We start from the raw sequence: 23,849 nt of genomic DNA on the forward strand, positions 1-23,849 counted from the left end.
ACCTCGTGATTGCGCCGGCTTCGCGCGGAGGGCCATGGGTGTGTCGCGAAAAGTCTAGACCCTGTAGTCGACTACAGGGTCAAGTGGTTCCTCGATACGGGTGTCAGGTTTGGTGAGCTGAAGAATGCCCCGATTCGGACAGGTCAGCCCCTTGGACTGGGTGTCGATCTATCCGGCGTGCATCTCTTTCAACCCGAGACCGGCGTCAATCTGCGGTGCTCTCGGGGGACGCTGTGAATGCTTTGGTCAGTCTGGCATAGCCAGTGGAAAAGCGGCTGAACCCGAATATTCATGCCGGCAACCAAGCATCACGGCTGGTCGCATCCGTCCCGTTAGGATCCGTTGCGCGTCCAACGGCACTGCACTACTCTGCGCGTTCTCAAATCAGGGCACCTCTGCCGAATCAGACTGTCCCTGTACTTCCTGTCTGGCAAGTGCGCTTCGCCACCGATGCCGCCTGTGCCGAGGAGACCGCCTGCAGATCCGCATCAGCAGGCATTCGCTGTTCCCACGGGATCACCATGGACATCTCGGCAATACTCTTAGGCATCGTCGTCATCCTTGCGGCGACGGCGGTCTGCGTCATCCTGTTCGAGCGCCTTGGCTTCGGGGCGATTCTGGGCTTTATCGTCGCCGGCATCCTCATCGGTCCCTATACGCCGGGTCCGGTGCCCTTTCGCGCGGTCGATGAGCTGCAGAGCATCGCCGAGCTCGGCGTGGTCCTGTTCATGTTCAGTGTCGGTCTGGAAATGCGGCCCGGGAAGGTCTGGCAGATGCGCCGCCTGATCTTTGGCCTAGGCTCCGCGCAGATGCTGCTGACGGCGGCCGTTCTTGCCGCCTACCTGATCTTCGTTCTGCATGCGCCTTGGGAAGCCGCCACCATCGTCGGCCTCGCGTTCGGCATGTCGTCTACTGCCATCGTGATGGGGACGCTGGGGGAGCGCGGCGAACTCGCGACTGAGCACGGAAGAGCCACCTTCGCGGTTCTGATGGCGCAGGACATATGGATCGTACCCGTGATGGCCTTGGTCCCGATTCTGGCCCACACGAAACACCACGACGCCCCGATTCCTCTTTGGCAAACGATCCTGCTGGTGATCGGCGCGATCGCAGGTATCTTCGTGATCGGGCGCTGGCTGTTGCCGGCCGTGCTCGGCTATTGCGCACGCCGACGTCAGATGGATGCCTTCGGTCTGTTTCTGTTTCTCGCCGTGATCCTGGCCGCCTGGTCCATGGATCAGGTGGGTATATCCATGACCTTGGGTACGTTCCTCCTCGGGATGCTGCTCTCGGCATCGGACCTTCGTTATCAGATCGAAGCGACCGTCGCGCCGTTCAAGCAGACCCTGATGGGACTGTTCTTCATTGCGGTGGGGATGTCCATCGATGTCGGGGCGCTGCTGCGGGACTGGCAACTGCTGCTCGTCCACGTCCCGATCGTGCTGGTGATCAAGGGGGGGCTGCTCAGCGGACTCGCCCTCGCGTTCGGCGTCGGCCGCTCGGCAGCCATTCGCACCGGGTTCTATCTGTCTCAGGTCGGCGAATTTGCCTTCGTCCTTTTGGGGGTGGCGGCCGTTGCCGGACTGTTGAGCAGCGACAGGCACACCCTGGCCATGCTGGTGGTGGCGATCAGCATGATCGCGACACCGCTGATGGTCAAAGCGGGCGCCCTGGTGGCCGATCTGCTCGGGACAGCCCCCGCGCGCACGGACCCGGAATTGTCCGCCGATCTGAGCCGGCATGTCGTCATCGTCGGCTACGACGAGGTGGGACAGCTCATGGACCTGATGCTGGAGCGGGCGAATCTACCCCACGTTGCCGTCGAGCGGGACATCGTTGTCGTACAGCGTGCCCTGCGTGCCGGGCGCAGGGTCTTTTTCGGCGACCTCTACAGCCGCTCGACCCAAGAGGCCGCCGGACTCGGCAAGGCCGCTGCGGTGTTCGTGACCTCGCGCGACTCGGAGTCCGCCATGGCGCTGGCTCTGACGCTGCATCATTTCTATCAGCATCTGAACGTTTATGTGCGCGTACGCACACTCGCCGAACAGGAAGCGCTGGTTGCCAAGGGCATCAAGCATGCGGGCACGGGCTACATCGAGAGCACCTTGGCCCGAGGCGGCATGTTGCTGAAGGATCTCGGGGTCTCGGACGACGCCGTCAGCGAGTTGGCAAGTGTGCTACGCCACGACGATTACGCCCTTATCCGCGCGGTCTATGCCAAAGTCGAGAGGGGGTAGGAGGCGACCTGAGGGGCTGAGGCGCGTTGCTGGCTTTTTATACACCTATCGTCATCGCACTTTCATCCAACCTTCATGTCTCCCTGATCCGGAGGGCATGGTTTTTCCTTAATCTCAGCGCTTCTTTGTCGACGTCTTGTTCATCCGGGCGTTCGCATGACGAGCCCGCGCGATTTTGGAGCCTGATTCCATGACACATGCCCTCAGTAAAGCCATGTGCAGTCTGCCGGTGATGATGCTGGCGCTTGGCTGTAGTCAATCGAACGCCGATTTCGGGACGCTCGAATTCTCCGAGGTTTCGGTTCCGGTCACGCAGGACGAGAAGCGAGCGATTCGTGCATCGGACAGCGTGACCATCGACGGCACGACCTATCCCATTGGCTATCACGATCTGGTGCGCACCAACCAGACCCTGAGCAAACTCGATGGTCGCGGCAGCGAGACCGCCGTCTTCGGGCTGCTCAAGGACAAGGACGGCCAGCCGATGCTTCAGGAGGACGCGAGCCCCTGGGTCTGTACCAATGGCTCGGGGCCGGATCACACCTCGCTCCTGCGCTACGGAACCAGTCTGTTCGCGGTGACCCAGCTCGAATGCAGTGTCGGCGGCGCCTATGTCACCAAGCTGGACCAGGATGCCGAGGGCAATCTCACGGCGCTCTCCACCCGCTCGGTGGATTTCTCCGATGTCTTCGGGACCTACGTCAACTGTGCCGGCGTGACCACCCCCTGGAACAGCCATTTGGGCTCGGAGGAATACGAGCCGCCGATGGCCATCTTCAATGCCGAGGCCGAGAACCAAGCCTGGTTCGACGATCCGACCTGGCACGATGCCCACATGCAGGCCATCGCCGACTACAACAAGATCGAGAATACCGCCGAGAACGCCGCCTATTTCGGCTACATGTTCGGCTGGATTCCCGAGATCAAGGTCACCTCGGCGGATGGTCGGAACCGGGTCGCCAAGCATTTCGCCATGGGTCGTTTCGCCCATGAACTGGCCTACGTGATGCCCGACGAGCGCACCGTCTATCTCTCCGACGACGGCACCAACGTGGGGCTCTTCCTCTTCGTCGCCGATCGCGCCAAGGTGCTGAGTTCCGGAACCCTCTATGCGGCGCACTGGGTTCAGACCTCGGGCGAGGGTTCCGGTCGTGCCGATATCGAATGGATCAACTTGGGGCATGCCACCAACGACGAGATCCGTGCCGCGATCGAGGCCAAGACCACCTTCGCCGACATGTTCGACCGAGTCGAGCCGCTCGACGCGGAGGCCGGTACCTGTCCCGACGGCTATACCAGCACCAACACCTATGACGAGGGCCTGCTCTGCACCCGCCTCAAATCCGGCATGGACAAGATCGCCTCGCGTCTCGAGACCCGTCTCTATGCCGCCCATCAGGGTGCGACGACCGAGTTCCGCAAGGAAGAGGGTCTTACCTATAACCCCGACGACAAGGTGCTCTACGTCGCTATGAGCGAGGTCGCCAAGGGTATGGAGGACAGGGCCTCTCAGGACGTGGGCGGTCCGAACCACATTCGTCTGACCAAGAACAAGTGCGGTGCGGTGTACGGCATGAACCTCAAGGGCGAGGTCTCGGATACCGAGGGGAATGCGATCGACAGCGACTATGTCGCCCACAACATGTGGGGCCTGATCGCCGGTCAGTCGAAGGACTACAGCGGCACCGAGCTGTCCGATAACAGCTGTGACGTCGATGGCATCGCCTCGCCCGATAACCTGACCTATCTGCCTAAGTATCGGACCCTGGTCATCGGCGAGGACACCAGCGCCCACCAGAACGATTATGTCTGGAGCTACAACATCGATGCCAAGACGCTGACTCGCATCGCCACCACGCCTTACGGTGCGGAGACGACCTCGCCCTTCTGGGATGCCAACATCCATGGTCACGGCTACCTGACCCTGGTCACCCAGCATCCCTATGGCGAGTCCGACGAGGATAAGGCCTTGAGCCCGGACGACAAGGAATCCCACGTCGGCTATATCGGTCCCTTCCCGCCGCTGGACTGATCGGCGGTCTCGGACTCGAAGGGGGCGCATCCAGAACGGGTGCGTCCCTGTGCGTTCGTGCGCTTGATGGAGCGATTCGCGATGAAGCATGTGATCTATGCCAGCGGTTTCTGCGGCCTGGTGTTGACCGGTGCCGTTCTGGCGGCCGACGATGGGGCGACCAGCGAGACGGTCGTCGACCTGAGCGACGACCGTCTTGGCAACCTGACCGCCTATATCAGCCCCCAGTGCTATACCAAGACCGAGGATGCCGCAGGGCAGGTCTTCAATCCCTGTTTCGTCTGTCATACGCGCGGTCGCATCCCGACCTATCTCGATGACAGCGATCTACAGCTTTCTTACAGCCTGCCGGGCGACGCGCTGGAGAATCCCTGGAGCAATCTGCGCGTCGACCGCAGTGCCCAGGTGGCGGCGATCAGCGACGCAGCGATACTCGACTATGTCCGCACCGACAACTATCGCGGCGACTCGGATCGTCCGACCCTGGCCGAGACCCTGACCCAGCGTCTCCCTGAGACTTGGGATCTCGATCAGAACGGACGCTGGGACGGCTATGTGCCGGACGCCTATTTCGCGTTCGACGATCGGGGTTTCGATCGTACTCCGGAGCAGGGATACAGCGGCTGGCGGGCGTTCGGCTATGCGCCCTTTCCCGGAACCTTCTGGCCCACCAACGGTTCGACGGACGATGTCCTCATCCGTTTGGCGGATTCCTTCCGGCAGGATGCCGAGGGGCGCTTCGATCTGAGCGTCTACGCGATCAATCTGGCGGTGGTCGAGTCGCTGGTCCGGCGTCGGGATGTGCCAATCGATCCGGTCGACGAAATCGGCCTCGGGGTGGATTTGGACAAGGACGGACATCTGGGCACGGCGAGCAGGATCGTCTTCGACTGGGCGCCGCTCGAAGGCCGCACCATGTCCTATGTCGGACGTGCGGGCGCGCTGCAAGCACGGGGCGAGGTCCATCTGGCGGCCGGTCTCTTTCCGGAGGGCACCGAGTTCCTGCATAGCGTCCGCTATATCGATCTGGATGAGGAGGGCGCGCCGCGTCTGGCCGCGCGGATGAAGGAGCTCAGATACGCACGCAAGAACGTCTGGTACAGTTATGCCGAGCTCAAGGGCATCAACGACCGCGAGGGCGCCGAGCGGGCGCTGGATCCCGATATCCTCAAGTCCGTGCCAGGCGACTTCGAGCGTGGAATGTTCACCCAGGGCTGGGTCTATCAGGGATTCATCGAGGACCGCGTCGGTCGCCTACGTCCGCAGTCTCAGGAGGAGACGCTGTTCTGCATGGGCTGTCACGGTGGGATCGGTGCCACCACGGACACCATCTTCTCCTTCCCGCGCCGTCTCGGGTACGAAACCGATCAGGGCGGCTGGTTCCATTGGAGCCAACGCGGGCTGGCCGGTCTCCCCGAGCCGCGTCTGGAGGACGGTGGCTATGAGTACAGTCGCTATCTGGAGATCAACGGCGCCGGTGACGAGTTCCGCGCCAATACCGAGGTGATGGCGCGCTTCTTCGACGACGAGGGGAAATTGCGTCCCGAGTCCATCGCTGAGTTGCACGAGGATATGGGAGCGCTGATCCTGCCGTCCGCCGAGCGCGCACTGATGCTGGACAAGGCCTATCGGGTCATCGTCCAGGAACAGTCGTTTCGGCAGGGGCGGGATGCGACGGTCAGTCCGCCGCAGAATGTGCATGAACTTCTGATCCAGAACCAGCCGACCGGGGTCGCCGAGCCGACACTCTGAGTCTACCGAGGCCGGGTCTCACGGGGTTTTTCCCAGTGAGATCGGCCTCGGTTTTGGCGTCTTCATGTCTTGTCGGAAGGTGTGCCGAAGAGGTCGGCCAGACCTTCCAGCTCTTCTCGCGCCTGCGCATCATCGAGGTCGGCATCGGTTGGCGGCTTATCGGCCTGTTCGTCGTCATCCGCCGGTTGTTCCTCGGGTTGTTCCTCGGCTGGTGCGCTCGGGAGCCCGAATATATCCTCTTCCTCCTCCTCGATCGCCGGCGCGTCCTGATCGGGAGGCGTCGTCTGCTTGTCGGTCGCCGGGGAATCGGGCTCGATTCCGAGCGCGCTCAATGCGACGTCGTCCAAATCCTCCACCTCTTCGAGCGCGTCCGGCTGTGGCTCGTCCTCCGCTTCCTTCTTGGGTGGCGCCTGCGTCTCGGGTTCCTCGGGGATATCTTCGAATGTCTCCTCGAATACCTCTTCCTCTTCTTCCGGCTCGGGGTCCGGTGCCTTTCCGTCGGGCGCTTCGTTCTTGTCGAAGGCGGCCATGTATTCGTCCATGAGGCGTTCGAGCGTCTGCTTGGTGTTGTCCAGCTCCAGTGCCAGTGCGGCTTTCTCCTCCACGAGACTTCCGACTTTGCCGGCATCCACCATGCCGCTCGGCGTGATGTGCGCCCAGGGGGTCAGAACCTTGGTCAGCTCGGCCGGAATATCCCTTAGCTTGGCACCGTCGCGTTCCAGGTAGAGGCTCAGCATGGCGCTGTAGAAGGCCTTTTCGCGCTCGACATATTCGTCGACCTTCGAGTTCAGTTCGCTTCCTTCCAGTTTGTAGGTGTTCGCGAACAGGTCCGACAAGGCGTCGCGGCGGTCGACCTCCTGCTCTTGCAGCTCTTCCAGGACCGCGCTGGCATGGTCATGATCGGTGTTTCTCTGGTCGCGATTGCGCCGCAGAAGCAGGAACAGGGTTCCCCAGGCGATGAACCCGAACTCCACCGCGAGGATGAGGCTGCCGAGCTCGATGGCCGTCATTGCTTCTTACCTTTGGTCTTGGCTGTCTTCTTCGATGTCTTCTTGGGTTGTTTCAGGAACCAGAGCGTCGGCCCGATGAAGAGCGCCAGGATGACATTGCCGCCGGCCAGCACGAGGGAAAGGTCCAGCCAGGAGAAATCCGAAGGCTCTGTCTTCTCGGCAGTGGGCGGCGCCTCGAATTCGAAATCGAAGTGCCCCGTGTCCGGTTTGAAAACGATCGGTTCGCCGCTCGGGGTGCGGGCGAAGACCTTCCCCGATAGTTCGTAACTTCCTGGCTGCAGTGCCGGGAAACGGAAACCGATGGGGAGTTTCTGGGTGCCCTTGAGTTCGAGCACCGACGTTGTGTCCTTAGGGTCCTTCAGCAGGAGATAGCCGCCGAGGCTTTTGGGGTCGACCAGATCCGCTTCGGCGCTGAGCGTGACCTCAATGTTGTGGGCGGGGAATTCCTCCGACGGCGGACGTTGCTTGTATTCGACCGCGATCGGCGGTCCGCTGACCTTGAAGTGCCGCACCGCCTGGCGTTTGAAGGTCCCGCCGTCGATGACGCATTCGAGCTGATAGTCGCCGGGCGCGAGGTTGCTGGTGCCCAGTGCGGCTTGGAAGCGACCCGTTTTCGAGTCCAGCGCCATCTCCACCTCATTCGACGGAGGTGGCGTCGCCTCTTCCAGCGTCTTGGGATCGTCCTCAACCTCGGGTGTCTCTACGGCCTCTTTGTTGGCGATCGTCTGAGCGGGGGCGGCATTCTCCTGAGCGCCGGTCGCGGTGCGCGTCACGGTGGCCGAGAGCAGCTTGAGCAGGTCCGGTCGGGTGACGGGCTGGCGGTGGTCGGTCAGCCAGGTCTCGACCCTGAGGGCCGTTCCGGCGCTCACCCGATTCGCGAGTTCGCCGACCTCGATTCCGAGATCCGTGATGACGACCACGCGGTTATCCGGGTCCGAGACGCCTTGAAGGTGCCACTCGCCAGGCTTCGGGCTGGCGATGGTGATGAGGTCGTATCCGGACTCGGCTCGCCAGACGACGCCTGGCGCCATCTGGCGAGCCGAGATCTTGGTCCCGTCGGGATCGATCAGGGTGGTGCCAGTTTGGCCATCGTGGAAGGCGAGTAGGGTGAACTCGGAGACCCCGTCGTCGATCCCGAACTTGTTGCCCTGAATCGGCACCGTCGTCGGCGCTGCGGTCTGCTCCAGCATGTGCAGGAAGACCCGTTGCAGGCTATCTGCGTCCTTGGCGGTTTCCTGCCAGCCGTCGGTCTGTTCGGCGAGTGTTTTCAGCAGATCCTTGTCGACATTGTCCGAGAGGGCGATGGTGTCGACCCGGATCCGTGCATTCTGTAGCTTGATGAGCTGATTCGAAATGATGCGTTCGCGCGAGGCCGCGCTTTTTTCCTGCTGCTTGGAGACGTCCACCAATCCGTCCGTCAGCAGCACCAGATGACGGTCGTAGGCGTCGTCGGGCGCCTCCCAGCCGAGGGTCGCTGTCGCGATCGCGCGCTCGATGTCGGTGAATAGACCGCGCGAATGGATGCGGTCCAGTCGCGAGCGGGTCCGTGATTTCCATGTGTCGTCGACGTTTCCGGGATCTGCCAGGACCTCGGTCTTTTCGGCGAACAGCCAGACGCCTGCCTTAGCGCCCGCTGGCAGCAGCTCGTTGACCAGTTGAAGCGCAGGGATCCGCAGGTTCTTGGGGTCGGTTTGGCGCATGCTCCCGGAGACGTCGATCAGGATACGGATATCCGGGGTTTTCGCCTCGGCCGCCGCGAACCAGGCCAGCAGGATCAGGATGAGCGCACGCTGCCCGGTGACCTGTCGCAGGCTGGATGCGATGAACCCATGAACCAGACGGAGGGAAGGTGCCAAGTTGAACGGATGCGACATACTGAGTGTCTCGGACCGAGGTCCCTTGTCTTGAGCGCTTTCGCTCGGCCGGGAGCTGCCGGGCGACTCGATGTGCAGGGTCGCGGGGATTTCTCCCGACGTCGTTAGGGAAGCCAGAGTTCGAGGCAGCCGCCCGGAAGTTCGTGTCCGTTTTTGAGCTGGATGTATCCCTGCCGGTCGGATGTCTTGTGCAGGCTGGCGATCTGTGCCGAGAAATAATGCCCCAACTTGGTTCGGTTGACGCCCTCGTATTCCTGTTTCAGTGGATGCGTTGGGTCCAATTGACCGATGAGCCGTGCCGGGAAGCCCGCTCCGTCGTCTTCGACGCGAATCACCAGTCCGTCGTTCTCGTGATCGGCGCTCAGCAGAATACGGCTCTTGGTGTAACGTCGGGCATTGCCGATCGCGTTGTCGAGCACGCTCCTGACGAGCTCGGAGTCGAAATAGCCGGTCAGGTCCGGGGCGCAAGATTGCTCGATCTGGATGTCGAGCGCGTTGCAGACCGCCTGGTTGTCGGCGATCATCTCGTCGAGGAAATCCTCGAGGTTGTACTCGGCGACGCGCACGACCAGTTCGGCGTGGCCCAGTTTGTAGAGGGTGAGAAGTTGGATCAGGTTGCTGTTGACGCGTCGCGCCTCATCTTGCAGCAATCGGGCCTGACGCGGATCCTTGATGTGGTTTTCCGGGTCGGCGATCAGGTCGTCGAGGTTGTTTAGGATCATCCCCAGCGAGTTTTTGATGTCATGAATGGATGAGGCGAGGATGTCGGAAAAATCCATCGTGTCTATTCTCCGCTAGCCCTGGGGGCGAGCTGTCTAAGGCGCAGGAGGATGTCCGCCAGACGCCAATCTCCGGGCGAAAGCCCTTGGACGCGCTCCACGTACTGGCGCACGGCCAGGATGTCCTCGCCGGTGGCACCTTCCTGCTCCATCTTCATGATGATCGCCTTGGCCACATTGAGGTTGATGGTCTTGTTGGCCGGCATCTCTTCGGCCGCTTCGCGTAGCAGTCTGATGGCGGCCTCGAAGTCGCCCTGCTTGATCAGTCGAACGCCCGCGTTGTTGGTCTTGACGACATGCTGCCGAATTTCGCGGATGGCCTTTTCGGCATCGTATTCTATGCCGGCTTTGCTACAGATCTGAACGATTTGCGTCAGGCGCTCGTTCTCGTCGTGATTGTTGGCGATGGTTTGATGAAGCAGGGCTGCAGCCTTGTCCTTTTCGTCCAGTTCGGAGTAGGTCGTAGCCATTTCGAGGGCGAATTCATGATCCTGGGCACGTGTCCCGAGCTCCTTCATGGCCGTCTCGGCGGCCTGCATGGCCTCCTGTGCTCCTTCGGTATCCCCCTGTGAGTGTTTCACCACCGCCGTCGTGCTGGCGACATAGAAGGTTGCCTCATCGCTGCCTTGGAACTTCTTGCCGATGTCGGCGATGACCTTGAGCGCCTCCGCGTGCTTGTTGTTCGCGGATTTGGATTTCGCCAGTCCGGCGAACAGTGCAGGGTGATTCAAGACCGAATTCTTGGCCAGCGCCACGGCGTGTTCATAGGCGATCTCGGCCTGCTCGCTGTTGCCGTTTCCAAGCGCCAGATCGCCGAGAAGCTGCTGGCGCTTGAGACCGCGCGGCGATAGCTTCACGGCGGTCTGAAGCGTCTTCTCCGCTACCGTGAACTCCTTCAGCGCAGATTGGGTCTTTGCCAGCCAGTCGTAGGCGAGGATGAGGTTCGGGTCCTGGGCGATCAGTTGCTCGAAGGTTTGCTGGGCCTGAAGGTAGTCGGTCTTGTAGAACTGGACCTTACCCAGACCCAGTCGCGCCCAGGGGATCTCGCGAGCGCCGAGGACCTGTTCGTAGATCTCCTTGGCGTCATCATATCGGCTGGTCGTGATACAGGTCTCGGCCTTGAGCTTCAGGAGTTCGGAGAGGTTCTTGGGGTTGGTGGAGATGAGGCGGTCGAGTTCGAGGATTGCGGCGTTATAGTTTTTGGCCACCAGGGCTTTGTTGACCGTTTGTAGATCGGCCTTGCGCGCGTAGAGATTCTCCAGCCGTTTCTGCAGCAACTCCTTGGTGAAGGGTTTGGATAGATAGCTGTCGGGAATGTGCTCCACAGCCCCCATCACCATATCGCGCGTATTTTCGGCCGTGATCATGACGAAGATGGTATCGACGCCGATCAGCTGGCGATAACGCGCCTCTTCGAGGACCTGCTGCCCGTCCTTGCCCGGGCCGAGGTTGTAATCGCAGAGGATGATGTCGTAGCGGTGTTTCTGCATCAGGTCGATGGCTTCCTTGCCGTCGCGAGCCTGGTCGACCTGAGTTGCGCCGATTGAGCGAAGAATGCTTCGGATCGCCGCGCGCATATCCGGAAAATCGTCGATGACGAGATAGCTCTTGGATAAAAGTCCTGCTGGCATGCTGTTGTTCTCCACGCCCTGAGAATGATCGAAGCCGCGCGCTCCTCGCGGAACATGGAGTCGACTCGGTGAACCGGCCGCACGGCGTGACCGGTTCCACGTGTCCAGCATGACACGTCGCTGGGGATAGGATTCTCAGCCTTCCCGTGCGATCGCTCGATACCCAATGTCCCGGCGACAGAAGCAGCCGTCCCAGCGAATCCGATCGACGGCTCTATAGGCTAGCTTATGCGCCTCGTAAACGCCTTGTCCAAGTGCTGTCACGCAAAGTACGCGTCCGCCGTTGGTGACGCACTCATCCTCGTCCAGCTTGGTGCCGGCGTGAAAGACCTTGGCCTCATCCGCTGGAACTTCGTCGAGCCCGGAGATCCTGTCGCCCGTCGCATAGTCTTCAGGATAGCCGCCAGCCGCCATCACGACGCCGAGCGCGGCGCGCGAATCCCAGTCGGCGGTCGCGGTGTCGAGCCGGCCCTCGACTGCAGCGAGGCAGAGCTCGACCAGATCCGATTTGAGCCGCATCAGAAGCGGTTGGGTCTCGGGGTCGCCCATTCTGCAATTGAATTCCAGTACCTTTGGGGTGCCATTGCTGTCAATCATGATGCCGGCGTACAGAAAACCCAAATAACGGATGCCTTCGCTGGCGAGTCCGGCAATGGTCGGCTCCATGACCTCGCGCATGATGCGTGCGTGGATCTCGGGCGTGACGATGGGGGCGGGCGAATAGGCCCCCATGCCGCCGGTATTGGGTCCCTGGTCTCCGTCATCGCGTGCCTTGTGGTCCTGAGAGGAGGCCAGCGGCAGGATGTTGCCGCCGTCGACCATGGCAATGAAGCTCGCCTCCTCGCCGGTGAGGAATTCCTCGATCACCACTCGGGCGCCGGCCGTGCCGAAACGGCCTGCATCCAGCATGTCGCGCACTGCGGCCTCGGCGGTCTCCAGGTCGTCGGCCAGGATGACGCCCTTGCCGGCGGCCAGGCCATCGGCCTTGACCACGACGGGTGCGCCGATCACTCGCAGGTAGTCGAGCGCGGGCTCGATCTCGGTGAAGACGCCGTAGCTTGCGGTCGGAATGCCGTGACGGGTGAGGAAATCCTTGGCGAATGCCTTCGAGCCTTCGAGCTGTGCGGCGCTTTGCGTGGGACCGAAGCAGGGCAGGCCGGCCGCCTCGAAGGCATCGACCAGGCCGGCGACCAGCGGGGCCTCGGGGCCGACGATGGTCAGTCCGATGGACTCCTCGCGGGCGAAGCGGAGGAGCGCCTGGATGTCCGTCGCCGAAATCGGCAGATTCTGGACCCCGGGCTCGCATGCCGTGCCGCCATTGCCCGGGGCGACGAAGATCTGCTCCGCCAGCGGGGACTGAGCGGCCTTCCAAGCAAGTGCGTGCTCGCGCCCACCGCTGCCAATGATCAAAATCTTCATCGAACGTCTCCAGATTGAATCTTCATGTACTTGAAAGAGGGTCGGCATTGCCGATGCCGAATATCGGGAGCCGGCCGCGTCTGGCGGCCAGCAAGGGTCGGTTGCGACACGGTGCTCCTAGTCGAAGGAGACGAGTCCTCGTCGGCTCGATCGGATGAAATTCAGGATGTGGTCGGTTTCGGGACCGGGATAATCCTGCTCGGCGCGGGCCAACGCCTCGGCCTGTTTCAGGCCCGAGCGCAGCAGCAGGCGGTAGACCGCCTTGATGCGGCTGCGCTGCTCTTGTGTGAAGCCGTTGCGTCTCAGTCCAACGACATTCAGGCCGAGCATGCGCGCGCGGTGTCCGTCCACCAACGCATAGGGCGGCACGTCCTGGGCGACGCCGGTGACCCCGGCCACCATGGCCAGTGAGCCGATGCGGCAGAACTGATGCACCGCGACCTGCCCCGAGATGAAGGTGCGGTCCTCGACTTCGACATGACCGGCTAGGGTGGCCGTGTTGGCGAAGATGTTGTGATCGCCGACGACACAGTCGTGACCCGCGTGCGAAAAGGCCATCCAGAAGTTGTCGCTGCCGATTCGAGTGCCTTCCTCGGACTTGACGCCGCAGCTGATATTCACCCCTTCCTTGAAGTGATTGCGGTCGCCGATGGTCAGCGGGCGCGCCTTCTCGGGCGTGAAGGTCAGATCCTGGGGCTCGGAGCCGAGCGTGACCCCGTGACAGACCCGGTTGTCGCGGCCCATGCGGGTGTTGGCGAAGATGCGCACGCAGCTCTCGATGCGGCAGCCCGGGCCGATGACGGCGCCGGACTCGATGATGGAGTAGGGGCCGATAGCGACGCTAGGGTCGATCTCGGCCCCGTCCTCGACGATGGCGGTGGGATGGATGGACATGGCTCGAATCCGCTGCTCTCAGGTATTTGGAACCGCAAAGGCGCAAAGAGCGCAAAGGATTCAAGCTTGGGTTCGGATTTTGCTTCTGGCCACCAGGCACTTGGAGCAATGCCCAAAATCCTCTTTGCGTCCTTCGCGCCTTTGCGGTTCAAATTGGCGTGATGTGCCGCTCTCAGTGCCGGAAGTGACGCATGCCGGTGAAGACCATGGCCATGCCGTGCTCGTTGGCGGCGGCGATGACCTCTTCGTCGCGCATGGATCCGCCGGGCTGGATGACCGCCGTGATGCCGGCCTCGGCGGCCTGGTCGATGCCGTCGCGGAAGGGGAAGAAGGCGTCGGAGGCCATCACCGAGCCGGCCACGACCAGGCCCGCTTGCTCGGCCTTGATGCGGGCGATGCGCGCCGAGTTGACCCGGCTCATCTGCCCCGCGCCGACCCCGACGGTCATGCGTTCGCGACCGTAGACGATGGCGTTGGACTTGACGAACTTGGCCACGCGCCAGGTGAAGAGCAGGTCGTCCATCTGCTCGGGGGTCGGCGCGCGCTCGGTCACGACCCGCACGTCCCCGGTGAGACGCAGGTCGGCGTCCTGGACCAGGAGACCGCCGTTGACCCGCTTGAAGTCGAAGCGATGGATGGACTCGCTGGCCCAGTCGCCGCAGGCGAGCAGACGCACGTTCTTCTTGGCCGCCACCACCTCGCGGGCCGCGTCCGAGATGCTGGGCGCGATGATCACCTCGACGAACTGGCGCTCGACGATGGCGCTCGCGGTCTTGCCATCGAGTTCGCGGTTGAAGGCGATGATGCCGCCGAAGGCCGACTCCGGATCCGTCGAGTAGGCGCGCTCGTAGGCCTCCAGCAGATCGGCGCCGAAGGCGACGCCGCAGGGATTGGCGTGCTTGACGATGACGCAGGCCGGGGCCTCGTCGAACTGCTTGACGCATTCGAGTGCGGCGTCGGTGTCGGCGATGTTGTTGTAGGAGAGTTCCTTGCCCTGGATCTGCTCGGCGGTCGCGATGCCGGCTTCCTCGATCGCGTGCTCGACGTAGAAGGCGGCGTTCTGGTGCGGATTCTCGCCGTAGCGCATCGACTGGTTGCGCTTGAACTGGAGGCTGAGGACGCGTGGGAAGCCGTTCTCGCTTTCACCCTCGGCGCGCGCGCCCAGATAGTTGGCGATGGCGCCGTCGTAGCGGGCGGTGTGCTCGAAGACCTTGGCCGCGAGATCGAAGCGGGTCGCGTCGCTCACGCCGCCGGTCTCGGCCATCTCGGCGAGCACGCGCGGATAGTCGGTCGCGTCCACCACCACGGTGACGCTGGCGTGGTTCTTGGCGGCTGCGCGCAGCAGGGTGGGGCCGCCGATGTCGATGTTCTCGATCGCGGTCGGCAGATCGCAGTCCGGGTTGGCGACCGTCTGCTCGAAGGGGTAGAGGTTGACCACCACCAGGTCGATCGGCTGGATCTGGTTGTCGGCCATCACCTGATCGTCGAGGCCGCGGCGCCCGAGGATGCCACCGTGGATGCGCGGATGCAGCGTCTTGACGCGTCCGTCCATCAGTTCCGGGAAGCCGGTGAAGTCTGAGACCTCGATCACTGGGATGCCCTGCTCGGCGAGCAGCCGGGCGGTTCCTCCGGTGGAGAGGATCTCGACGCCACGGGCGGTGAGGTCCTTGGCGAAGTCGATCAGGCCGGTCTTGTCGGAAACGCTGATCAGGGCGCGTTGAATGGCTTGCATCTATATGGTCCGGGTTCTGTGTGCTTGAGGGGTGGCGCGCTTGGCTCAGAGATCGCGCTCGATCCCGTAGTCGTTGAGTCGTTTGCGCAGGGTGCTGCGCGTCATGCCGAGCATCCGCGAGGCATGGCTCAAATTGCCGTTGGTGTGATTGAGGACGGTCTCGAAGAGAGGCCGCTCGACCTCCTCCATGACCAGACTGTAGAGCCCGGTCGCTTCGTGGTCCGCCATGTTTTCGAGATAGAATTTGAGTGCGTTGCGCACGCAGACCCCAAGCGGATCGGCGCGGTTCGCCTCCAGGAGTTGGAGCCCCGTTGATTCGTGTGCCGATGCGTCTTTCGCAGCCGCTGTCTTCATGCTGCTTTCGTCTCCGTGTCGGGGCATTGGTCGAGGAACGCGAGAACCCGAGACAGTTGCTCGGAAGGGGTCTCCGTTCGGTTGATGTCGTCTCTAAATTTCGCCGCACCAGGCAGGTGACGGCAGTACCAGGCGATGTGTTTGCGCGCGATGCGCACGCCGCCATGGTGGCCGTAGAACAGATAGAGCGCCTCTAGGTGCTCCCTCAGAACGTCTCTGATCCAGCTCGCGGGCGGAATCCGATCCGGGCGGTGGATTCCACGACCCGTCGTCCCCGGAGCGGGGTCGTCGGGGGCCAGTTCGGCGGCGATATCGCGGAAGATCCAGGGGCGTCCCTGGGCCGCGCGTCCGATCATGATAGCATCGGCGCCCGTGTAGTCTAGGACGTGTCGTGCCTGTTCGGGGCTCGCGATGTCGCCGTTGGCGATCAGCGGGATCGAGACCTGTTCGCGGATGGCTCTGATACTGTCGTATTCGGCCGCGATCCCATAGGAGCAGGCGCGGGTGCGCCCGTGTACCGTGAGCGCGGCGATGCCGCAGTCGCGCGCGATCTCGGCGATGCGCACCCCGTTGCGGCTCTCCGGCGACCAGCCGGTGCGGATCTTGAGGGTTACGGGCGCCGACACGGCGCTGACGATGGCCTCCAGGATCCGGCCGACCAACAGCTCGTCGCGCAGCAGCGCCGAGCCCGCCGCCACTTTGCAGACCTTCTTCGCCGGGCAGCCCATGTTGATGTCGATGATGTCGGCACCGAGGTCGAGGTTGATGCGCGCCGCCTCGGCCATCTCGGCAGGATCCGAGCCGACGATCTGGGCCGAGATCGGTCCTTCCTCTCCAGTGTAATCGAGCCGTTTGAGCGATTTGCGGCTGCCCCAGAGCGTGGTGTTGGCCGAGACCATCTCGGCGACCGCGAGCCCGGCGCCCATGCGCCGACAGAGCGAGCGGTAGGGGCGGTCGGTGATGCCGGCCATGGGGGCCAGGATCAGATTGTTCGCGAGCCGGTAGGGCCCGATGCTGAACGGACGGAGCAGGGGAGTTTGGGTTTCGAGCACGGGCAAACGACGGGCGGCTGGAATGTGTCTCTATGATGACGAATCGGTCGGTCGCGGTCGAGCCGACCGCGACCGATGGCGAGGGTGCGATGACCGGTGTCGTGCCTTGGTGCGGATCAGGTGTGGGGGCGTCGTCCGCAGACCAGCGCCCAATCCTCGCGCAGACGCGGGGATTCGAGCTGTATCCGCTCGGCATAGGCGGCGCTGACGGTCTCGACCTGATCGGCCAGGATGCCCGAGAGGACCAGGTCTCCGCCTGCGCTCAGGCGTGCGATCAGGATCGGCGCCAGGCTGACCAGCGGTCCGGCGAGGATGTTCGCCAGCACGCAGTCGACCGTCTGCTCGGGGGCCTGTTCCGGGAGATAGACCTCAAGGCGCTCTGAGACGCCGTTGGCGGCCGCGTTGTCGCGGGTGGCGTCCAGTGCCTGCTGGTCGTGGTCGACCGCGATGGCGCGCGCTGCGCCCAGCTTGAGCGCGGCGATGGCCAGGATGCCCGAGCCGCAGCCGAAATCGAGGACGGTCTTGCCTGCGAGATCGGCGCCGTCGAGCCATTCCAGACAGAGCGCCGTGGTGGCGTGGTGTCCGGTGCCGAAGGCCAGTCCGGGATCCAGGTTGACCACGACCGCGTCGTCGGCCTCCGGGGGCTGACCGTGCGGACAGATCCAAAGACGCCGGCCGAAGCGTGCCGGTTTGAAGGTGTCGAGCCAGACGCGCTCCCACACCTGATCCTCGATCCGCTCGATCCGCGGCAGCGCCGAAAGCTGTTCGGTAAGGTTGGCCGCCAGACGCTCGACCAGTGCCTGACTCTCCGGATCGCTCTCGAACAGGGCCGTGAGCGTCACCTGAGACCAGAGCGGTGTCTCGCCCGGACCGGGCTCCAGTTGGGGCTCGTCGCCTGCGTCCCCGAGCGTGACCGAGAGCGCGCCGGCCATCTCCAGATTCAGCGAATAGGTCTCCGCCTCGGCGCGCGGGATATCGAATGCAAGTTGTAACCAGGGCATCGGATCGCCGTTACATCCCGAGTTTCTTTTCGAGATAGTGGATGTTGGCTCCACCGGCCAGGAAGGCTCCGTCGCGCAGGATGGAGCGCTGGAGCTTGATGTTGGTATTGATGCCGTCGATCACGGTTTCGCGCAGCGCGTTGCACATGCGCGCGATGGCCGCCTCGCGATCCTCTCCGTGGGTGATCAGCTTGCCGATCATGGAGTCGTAGTGGCAGGGCACCGTGTAGCCCGAGTAGATGTGGGTTTCGACCCGAACGCCCGGTCCGCCCGGGGCATGGAAGTCGGTGATCTTGCCTGGGCTCGGCATGAAGGTCTCGGAGTCCTCGGCGTTGACGCGGCACTCGATGGCGTGACCGCGCAGCTGGATGTCCTGCTGCGTGTAGCGCAACGGCTCGCCGGCCGCGATCAGGATCTGCTCCTTCACGATGTCGACGCCCGTGACCATCTCGGTCACCGGATGCTCGACCTGGACGCGGGTGTTCATCTCGATGAAATAGAAGTGCCCGTTCTCGTAGAGGAACTCGAAGGTGCCTGCGCCGCGATAGCCGATGGCACGGCAGGCCGCCGCGCAGCGTTCGCCGATCTCGTTGCGCTGCGCTTCGGTGATGCCGGGCGCGGGGGCCTCTTCCAGTACCTTCTGGTGGCGCCGCTGCATGGAGCAGTCGCGCTCGCCGAGATGGATGGCGTTGCCCATTTGGTCGGCGAGGATCTGGAACTCGATGTGACGCGGGTTCTCCAGATACTTCTCCATGTAGACCATATCGTTGTTGAAGGCCGCAGCGGCCTCCGCCTTGGTCAGGGAGATGGCGTTGAGCAGGGTCGCCTCGGAGTGCACCACGCGCATGCCGCGACCACCGCCGCCGCCGGACGCCTTGATCATGATCGGATAGCCGATCTCGCGCGCCAGCTCCAGGGTGCGCTTCTTGTTGTCGTCGATCGGTCCGTCCGAGCCGGGGACGCAGGGCACGCCGGCCGCCTTCATGGCGGCGATGGCCGAGACCTTGTCGCCCATCATCCGAATGGTGTCGGGCTTGGGGCCGATGAAGATGAACCCGGAGCGCTCGACGCGTTCGGCGAAGTCGGCGTTCTCGGACAGGAAGCCGTAGCCGGGGTGGATGGCGACCGTATCCGTGACCTCGGCCGCGCTGATGATGGCCGGGACGTTCAGGTAACTCTGAAGGGCGGCCGCCGGTCCGATGCAGACGGATTCGTCCGCCAGCAGCACGTGTTTCAGGTCGCGGTCGGCTTCGGAGTGGACGGCGACGGTCTTGATCCCGAGTTCGCGGCAGGCGCGCAGGATACGCAACGCGATCTCGCCCCGATTGGCGATCAGAACCTTCTCGATCATTGCAGCCATGATGGGAATGTCTTCTGTTGGGAACGGCGGATTCGACCGCAGCCGTGCCAGGTGCGGCGCGGTTGCGGTCGGGCGCGGTAACGCGGATTCCGATCCGAATGGAATCGGAATCCGGTGGTCATTCGATGACGAACAGCGGCTGGTTGTATTCGACCGGCTGACCGTTATCGACCAGGATGCGTTTGACCGTGCCCGAGTGATCGCACTCGATCTGGTTGAGGATCTTCATGGCCTCGATGATACAGAGCGTATCGCCGGCCTTGACCGAGTGCCCTTCCTCGACGAACGGCTTGGAGCCGGGCGCCGGTGCGCGATAGAAGGTGCCGACCATGGGCGAGCGCACGATCTCGCCGCTGAGTTCTTCATCTTCTTCGTCGGCGGTAACGGCGGCCACCGCAGACGTCGGCGCAACGGGGGCTGCGGCCCCTGCCGCCATGGGCTGAGGCATGTAGACGGGCATGGAGGCGCTGCCGTGGCGGCTGATGCGCACGGACTCTTCGCCTTCGTGGATCTCGATCTCGGCGACGTCGGATTGCTCCAACAGCTCGATCAACTTCTTAACCTTGCGGATATCCATTGTCAGTTGTTCTCGTTCTTAGTGCCTTGCGCCAGTCGGCTGAGCGCGGCGCGCAACGCCAGTGCGTATCCCTCGGCCCCGAGTCCGCAGATCACGCCCACGGCGATATCGGAAAAATAGGAGTGGGCGCGAAATGGCTCGCGAGCGTGCACGTTCGACAGGTGCACCTCGATGAAGGGGATCGCCACGGCAAGCAGAGCGTCGCGCAAGGCGACGCTGGTGTGGGTGAAGGCCGCCGGATTGATGATGATGAAATCTACTCCGCGCTGCGGGGCGCGATGGACCGCCTCGATCAGGATGTGCTCGGCGTTGCTCTGTATGAATTCGAGTTCATGGCCCTCGGTCTGCGCGGTCGACTCCAGGAGATGCTGGATGTCCGCCAAGGTCGCGCGACCGTAGTGTCCCGGTTCCCGGGTGCCGAGCAGATTGAGGTTGGGTCCGTTGAGGACCAGGATCGAGGCCATGGCGCCAATTGCCTTCCAGACGATGTCGATTTCGGGGCTTGCCGGTCCGGTCGGAATCGGCGGCAAATCGCGTCGAATTGTGCTGATTTCCCCAGAAATTGTCCAGTCGTAGAGTGAGGGGCGATTCGGCGCCGATTGACTGGCTCAAGAGACCGGTCGACAGGGGCCGTTGATGCGTGAGCGCTGTCTACCCTGAACGTGCCTCAGTCGGCGCTGGCCGAGCGGCGGGCGGACGGGGCGACGAGGGTCGCGAGCTGTGTCTGCAGCTCGCTTTCGGTCATGGGACCGAGTTGGCTGAAGACCTTTCGGCCATGGCGGTCGAAGATGGCCGTGAAGGGTAGCCCTTCGAGCCGGTTGCCGAGCTTCTTGGAGAGTTCCACGGCCTGGAGGTCGGCGATGAGCACGGGGTAGTCGAGCGGATGTTCGGCGATGAATGCCCGGACGTCTTCGGCTCGGTCGACGGCGATGCCGACGAACTGAACCCCGGAGTCCTTGAGCGCCTTCTGGGCGCTGACAAAGAGCGGCAACTCTTCCAGGCAGGACGGGCACCAGGTGGCCCAGTAGTTCAGGACGATCACCTTTCCGGCCCAGGCATTGCTCGCGACCTCGCGCCCGTCGAGGTCGGTCAGACGAAAGTCCGGCAATGTATGGAGACGGCTCTGGGTGCGGTCCGAGAGCCCTTCGACCAGCGGGGTTTCACCCAGCCATTTCTGCCCGAAGATGGCGGTACCGATGCTGATGCTGCCGGCGAGAACGGTCACGAGAACGACCTTGAGCGGCTTCATGGCTGGATGCTCTTGAGATGCTTGGCGAAATCCTCGGCAGGCTTGAAGCCCACCACTCTCATCCCGGTTTGCTCGGCCCCGTTGGGATCGAAGAAGAGGATGGCCGGTGGTCCCGGGATGCCGAATCGTTCCTGTATCAATGCGCGATCGGCTGCGTCGTTGGCGGTGACGTCGGCCTGAAGCAGGTTGAAGCGGGACATCTCGGCCATCACGGCCGGATCGCTGAAGGTGTAGCGCTCCATTTCTTTGCAGGAGACGCACCAGTCGGCATAGAAATCCAGCATGGTCGGGCGGTCCGCTGCCCGTGCCTCGGCCAGCGCGCGCTCCAGGTCGTCCGTGGTCTTGATGCGCTGGAAGGCGGTGTGCTCGGCGATCTGTGCCGGTATCCCCGTCATGAGTCCGCGCAGCGGCTGCACGGTGTCCTTGCCCCCGGCGGCGGCCCCCACCAGCATGAGCACGCCATAGACGAGCAGGGCGACGCCGAACCCCTTCCAGAGTTTGCTCCAGCCGCTGCTGTCGTGCGGCAGTTGGCTGAGCGCGCCGAGATAGACTGCCGAGCAGATGGCCAACAGCCCCCAGAGCAGCATGGCGACGGCGGGCGGCAGGATGCGTTCGAGCAGCAGGATGGCGACGCCGAGCAGGGCGACGCCGAAGACGGCCTTGACCGCGTCCATCCAGACCCCGGCGCGCGGCAGCAGCTTGCCGGCCGAGGTGCCGATGACGATGAGTGGTGCGCCCATCCCTAAGCTGAGCGCGAACAAGGCGAGCCCGCCGAGCAGCGCGTCGCCTGTTTGGCTGATGTAGATGAGTGCGCCGAACAGCGGCGGCGCCACGCAGGGGCCGACGATGAGGGCCGAGAGCAGGCCCATGATGGCGACGCCGATGAGGGTGCCGCCCTGCTGGCGGTTGCTGAGCGTGGCCAGCCGGGTCTGTAGGCTCGACGGCAACTGCAGATCGTAGAAGCCGAACATGGAGAGTGCGAGCAGCACGAACACCAGCGCGAAGGCGGAGAGGATCCAGGGGTTCTGGAACAGCACCTGGAGGTTGGCGCCGAACAGTCCGGCCAGGACGCCCGCGAGCGTATAGGTCAAGGCCATTGCCAGGACATAGACCAGCGACAGGATGAAGGCCTTGCGGGTGGTGATGCGCGCCCCCTGGCCGGCGATGATGCCCGAGAGGATGGGGATCATGGGAAAGATGCAAGGCGTGAAGGCGAGCAGCAGCCCGAAGCCGAAGAAGGCGGCGATGATGACCCAGAGACTGCCTCCGGCGAGGACGGCGGCGATCCGGTCCTGTTCGGCGACCGGGAGGCTGTCGCTCGGCTCGGGCGCGCTGGGTGCGGCTGTGCGAGTGGTGGCGGTTGGCGCCGATGCCGTCGTGCTGGCCGCTGGCAGGTCGAGGCGGACCTGCTGGGTTTGGGGCGGATAGCAGACGCCGAGTTCGGCGCAGCCTTGATACTTGACGACCAGTGTGATCTCGGTTGGCTCGAGCGTGTCGCGCAACAGAGGCAGCGTCAGGTCGATACGGTCGTGATAGACCTGGATGTCGCCCAGGCTTCCGTCCGGAAGCACGGCGTCGCGTTTGGTCTCGCCCTGCGGCAGCTCGAAGCTCCCGAGCCGGACGCCGTCTTCGTCCTCCAGGGCGACCTGGACCAGATGTCGATAGAGATAGGTCTCGGGGGCGATGTCCCAGGTCAGTTGCAGCCGGTCGGGCGCGGCGACCTCGGCCTGGAAGCGGAAGGCCTCCTCGACGGTCGGCAGCGCGCCTTCGCGCGCGACGCCGAAGGCGTCGTTCAGCCCAAGCGTGCTGGCGGCCGAGGGCTTGCTCGTTTGAGTGGGGGGCGGCGTCGCGGTTTGCGTCGCGGCCATGGGCGGCATCTCGACCGAGAGCGTCTGGCGGTGCGGCGGATAGCAGAGTCCCGCCTCCGCGCAGCCCTGAGAGGTCAGCTTTAGGTCGAGCCGATTGCCTGCGCCCGGATCGCGTGTGACCGGGACTCGGGCGCTGATCGTTTCGTGGTAGATAGGGACGGCGCCGAAGAACTCGTCCTGCTTGATCTCGGCCTCCGGGAGCTGCGGTTGGCCCAGCGCGATGCCGACGGTGTCGGTGTCGACGCGGAATTTGCTCTGGTAGAGGTAATAGCCCTCGGCGATGTCCCAGCGGATCCGGACGGCATTAGGTCCGTCCGCCCGGGCCGAGACCTTGAACGCCTGGTCGGGCTGAAGGAACTCCGGGTCGGCGAGTGCGGTTCGCCCCAGCATCAATGCCATCAGCGCCACAGCCAGCAGCAGGAGCGGAATCCGGTTCCATATGAGTGCAGGGGCGGGCAGGGAAGGGGCTGCGTGAGCGTCGGAATGTCTGCGGCGTGCGTTCAGGATGTTGTGCATGAATCTACCCAGCTCAGATAGTCGGAGAGTCCTTCCGTGATCGGGACGGCGATGATCTCGGGTACCTCGTAGGGATGCAACTCGCGCAGCCGTGCGGTCAGCTCCTCGATCCGTCCGCAGGAGGTCTTGATGAGCATCTGCGTTTCGGTGTCCTGCTGAATCGCATCCTCCCAGCGGTAGACGGAGGTGGCGCCGGGAAGCAGGCTGACGCAGGCGGCGAGCCGTTCCTCGACCAGTCGCTCGGCCAGTGTCCGCGCCGTTTCCGGGTCGGGACAGGTGCAGAGCATCAGGCGATGTCGTGAGTGCATGGGCCGGGAGCCTCCTTCGGGTCGCTGTCGGTGGGCGCTGGACTGCCGCCTGTTCGGATGAGTCGAGAATCGACCTGGGCTTTGATGGCGATCACCGCGCGAGGTTTCGTTGCGAGACGACGGCCCTTGGACTTTATCAGGCCGGATGGGTATGGTTCGGCCTAAATCCTGTGTCGGGTCGACCCCGATCTCCGTCGCCGAGGG

The 23,849-nt window shown here is 63.5% G+C and carries 19 protein-coding genes; 3 read left to right on the forward strand and 16 right to left on the reverse strand.

Annotated features, from left to right (window positions below):
• The first annotated feature begins 263 nt into the window (after positions 1 to 263).
• From ACFSJC_RS10260 to ACFSJC_RS10270, 3 genes are all read left to right on the forward strand, one after another.
• On the forward strand, positions 264 to 2,237 hold the full coding sequence (locus ACFSJC_RS10260) for a cation:proton antiporter domain-containing protein (protein WP_386026323.1): 1,974 nt from the start codon (positions 264 to 266) through the stop codon (positions 2,235 to 2,237).
• Positions 2,238 to 2,427: 190 nt separating this feature from the next.
• Entirely contained in the window at positions 2,428 to 4,269 is a 1,842-nt protein-coding gene (locus ACFSJC_RS10265; RefSeq protein WP_386026325.1) for a PhoX family protein, read from the forward strand.
• An 81-nt stretch (positions 4,270 to 4,350) separates the two neighbouring features.
• On the forward strand, positions 4,351 to 6,021 hold the full coding sequence (locus tag ACFSJC_RS10270; protein WP_386026326.1) for a hypothetical protein: 1,671 nt from the start codon (positions 4,351 to 4,353) through the stop codon (positions 6,019 to 6,021).
• 62 nt (positions 6,022 to 6,083) lie between these two features.
• Here the strand turns inward: ACFSJC_RS10270 and ACFSJC_RS10275 are convergent, their stop codons facing one another.
• From ACFSJC_RS10275 to cutA, 16 genes are all read right to left on the reverse strand, one after another.
• The gene (locus tag ACFSJC_RS10275) at positions 6,084 to 7,031 is read right to left on the reverse strand and encodes a hypothetical protein (protein WP_386026328.1); all 948 of its coding nucleotides are present in this window, start codon (positions 7,029 to 7,031) and stop codon (positions 6,084 to 6,086) included.
• Positions 7,028 to 8,887: a VWA domain-containing protein gene (locus ACFSJC_RS10280; protein WP_386026330.1), complete on the reverse strand. Its 1,860-nt coding sequence runs from the start codon at positions 8,885 to 8,887 to the stop codon at positions 7,028 to 7,030. The genes ACFSJC_RS10275 and ACFSJC_RS10280 overlap by 4 nt, the downstream gene beginning before the upstream one ends.
• 122 nt (positions 8,888 to 9,009) lie before the next feature.
• Positions 9,010 to 9,684 (reverse strand): sensor histidine kinase, encoded by a 675-nt coding sequence (locus ACFSJC_RS10285; RefSeq protein ID WP_386026332.1) that lies wholly within the window; start codon positions 9,682 to 9,684, stop codon positions 9,010 to 9,012.
• 5 nt (positions 9,685 to 9,689) lie between these two features.
• Positions 9,690 to 11,315, reverse strand: a complete 1,626-nt coding sequence (locus ACFSJC_RS10290; protein WP_386026334.1) for a response regulator — start codon at positions 11,313 to 11,315, stop codon at positions 9,690 to 9,692.
• 135 nt (positions 11,316 to 11,450) lie between these two features.
• Positions 11,451 to 12,734: a phosphoribosylamine--glycine ligase gene (purD, locus tag ACFSJC_RS10295; RefSeq protein WP_386026336.1), complete on the reverse strand. Its 1,284-nt coding sequence runs from the start codon at positions 12,732 to 12,734 to the stop codon at positions 11,451 to 11,453.
• Between the two features lie 117 nt (positions 12,735 to 12,851).
• Positions 12,852 to 13,628 carry an acyl-ACP--UDP-N-acetylglucosamine O-acyltransferase gene (gene lpxA / locus ACFSJC_RS10300; protein WP_386026338.1) on the reverse strand — a complete coding sequence of 259 codons (777 nt, stop codon included), beginning with the start codon at positions 13,626 to 13,628 and terminating at the stop codon, positions 12,852 to 12,854.
• A 172-nt stretch (positions 13,629 to 13,800) separates the two neighbouring features.
• Complete coding sequence (gene purH, locus ACFSJC_RS10305) at positions 13,801 to 15,360, reverse strand: bifunctional phosphoribosylaminoimidazolecarboxamide formyltransferase/IMP cyclohydrolase (RefSeq protein ID WP_386026340.1); 1,560 nt, start codon at positions 15,358 to 15,360, stop codon at positions 13,801 to 13,803.
• Between the two features lie 45 nt (positions 15,361 to 15,405).
• Positions 15,406 to 15,714 carry a helix-turn-helix domain-containing protein gene (locus ACFSJC_RS10310; protein WP_386026342.1) on the reverse strand — a complete coding sequence of 103 codons (309 nt, stop codon included), beginning with the start codon at positions 15,712 to 15,714 and terminating at the stop codon, positions 15,406 to 15,408.
• The gene (gene dusB / locus ACFSJC_RS10315) at positions 15,711 to 16,766 is read right to left on the reverse strand and encodes a tRNA dihydrouridine synthase DusB (protein WP_386026344.1); all 1,056 of its coding nucleotides are present in this window, start codon (positions 16,764 to 16,766) and stop codon (positions 15,711 to 15,713) included. Before dusB ends, ACFSJC_RS10310 begins: the two co-directional genes overlap by 4 nt.
• A 116-nt stretch (positions 16,767 to 16,882) precedes the next feature.
• The gene (prmA, locus tag ACFSJC_RS10320; protein ID WP_386026346.1) at positions 16,883 to 17,767 is read right to left on the reverse strand and encodes a 50S ribosomal protein L11 methyltransferase; all 885 of its coding nucleotides are present in this window, start codon (positions 17,765 to 17,767) and stop codon (positions 16,883 to 16,885) included.
• Positions 17,768 to 17,777: 10 nt separating this feature from the next.
• Positions 17,778 to 19,118 (reverse strand): acetyl-CoA carboxylase biotin carboxylase subunit, encoded by a 1,341-nt coding sequence (gene accC, locus ACFSJC_RS10325; protein WP_386026399.1) that lies wholly within the window; start codon positions 19,116 to 19,118, stop codon positions 17,778 to 17,780.
• Between the two features lie 127 nt (positions 19,119 to 19,245).
• Positions 19,246 to 19,704 (reverse strand): acetyl-CoA carboxylase biotin carboxyl carrier protein, encoded by a 459-nt coding sequence (gene accB / locus ACFSJC_RS10330; protein WP_386026348.1) that lies wholly within the window; start codon positions 19,702 to 19,704, stop codon positions 19,246 to 19,248.
• Positions 19,705 to 19,706: 2 nt separating this feature from the next.
• Positions 19,707 to 20,168 carry a type II 3-dehydroquinate dehydratase gene (gene aroQ / locus ACFSJC_RS10335; RefSeq protein ID WP_386026349.1) on the reverse strand — a complete coding sequence of 154 codons (462 nt, stop codon included), beginning with the start codon at positions 20,166 to 20,168 and terminating at the stop codon, positions 19,707 to 19,709.
• Between the two features lie 203 nt (positions 20,169 to 20,371).
• Positions 20,372 to 20,953, reverse strand: a complete 582-nt coding sequence (locus ACFSJC_RS10340; RefSeq protein ID WP_386026351.1) for a TlpA family protein disulfide reductase — start codon at positions 20,951 to 20,953, stop codon at positions 20,372 to 20,374.
• Complete coding sequence (locus ACFSJC_RS10345; RefSeq protein ID WP_386026353.1) at positions 20,950 to 23,337, reverse strand: protein-disulfide reductase DsbD; 2,388 nt, start codon at positions 23,335 to 23,337, stop codon at positions 20,950 to 20,952. Before ACFSJC_RS10345 ends, ACFSJC_RS10340 begins: the two co-directional genes overlap by 4 nt.
• Positions 23,322 to 23,645 carry a divalent-cation tolerance protein CutA gene (gene cutA, locus ACFSJC_RS10350; RefSeq protein WP_386026355.1) on the reverse strand — a complete coding sequence of 108 codons (324 nt, stop codon included), beginning with the start codon at positions 23,643 to 23,645 and terminating at the stop codon, positions 23,322 to 23,324. Before cutA ends, ACFSJC_RS10345 begins: the two co-directional genes overlap by 16 nt.
• Positions 23,646 to 23,849 lie beyond the last annotated feature (204 nt).

It is taken from the genome of Thiorhodococcus fuscus (assembly GCF_042682685.1).
GTDB lineage: Bacteria > Pseudomonadota > Gammaproteobacteria > Chromatiales > Chromatiaceae > Imhoffiella > Imhoffiella fuscus.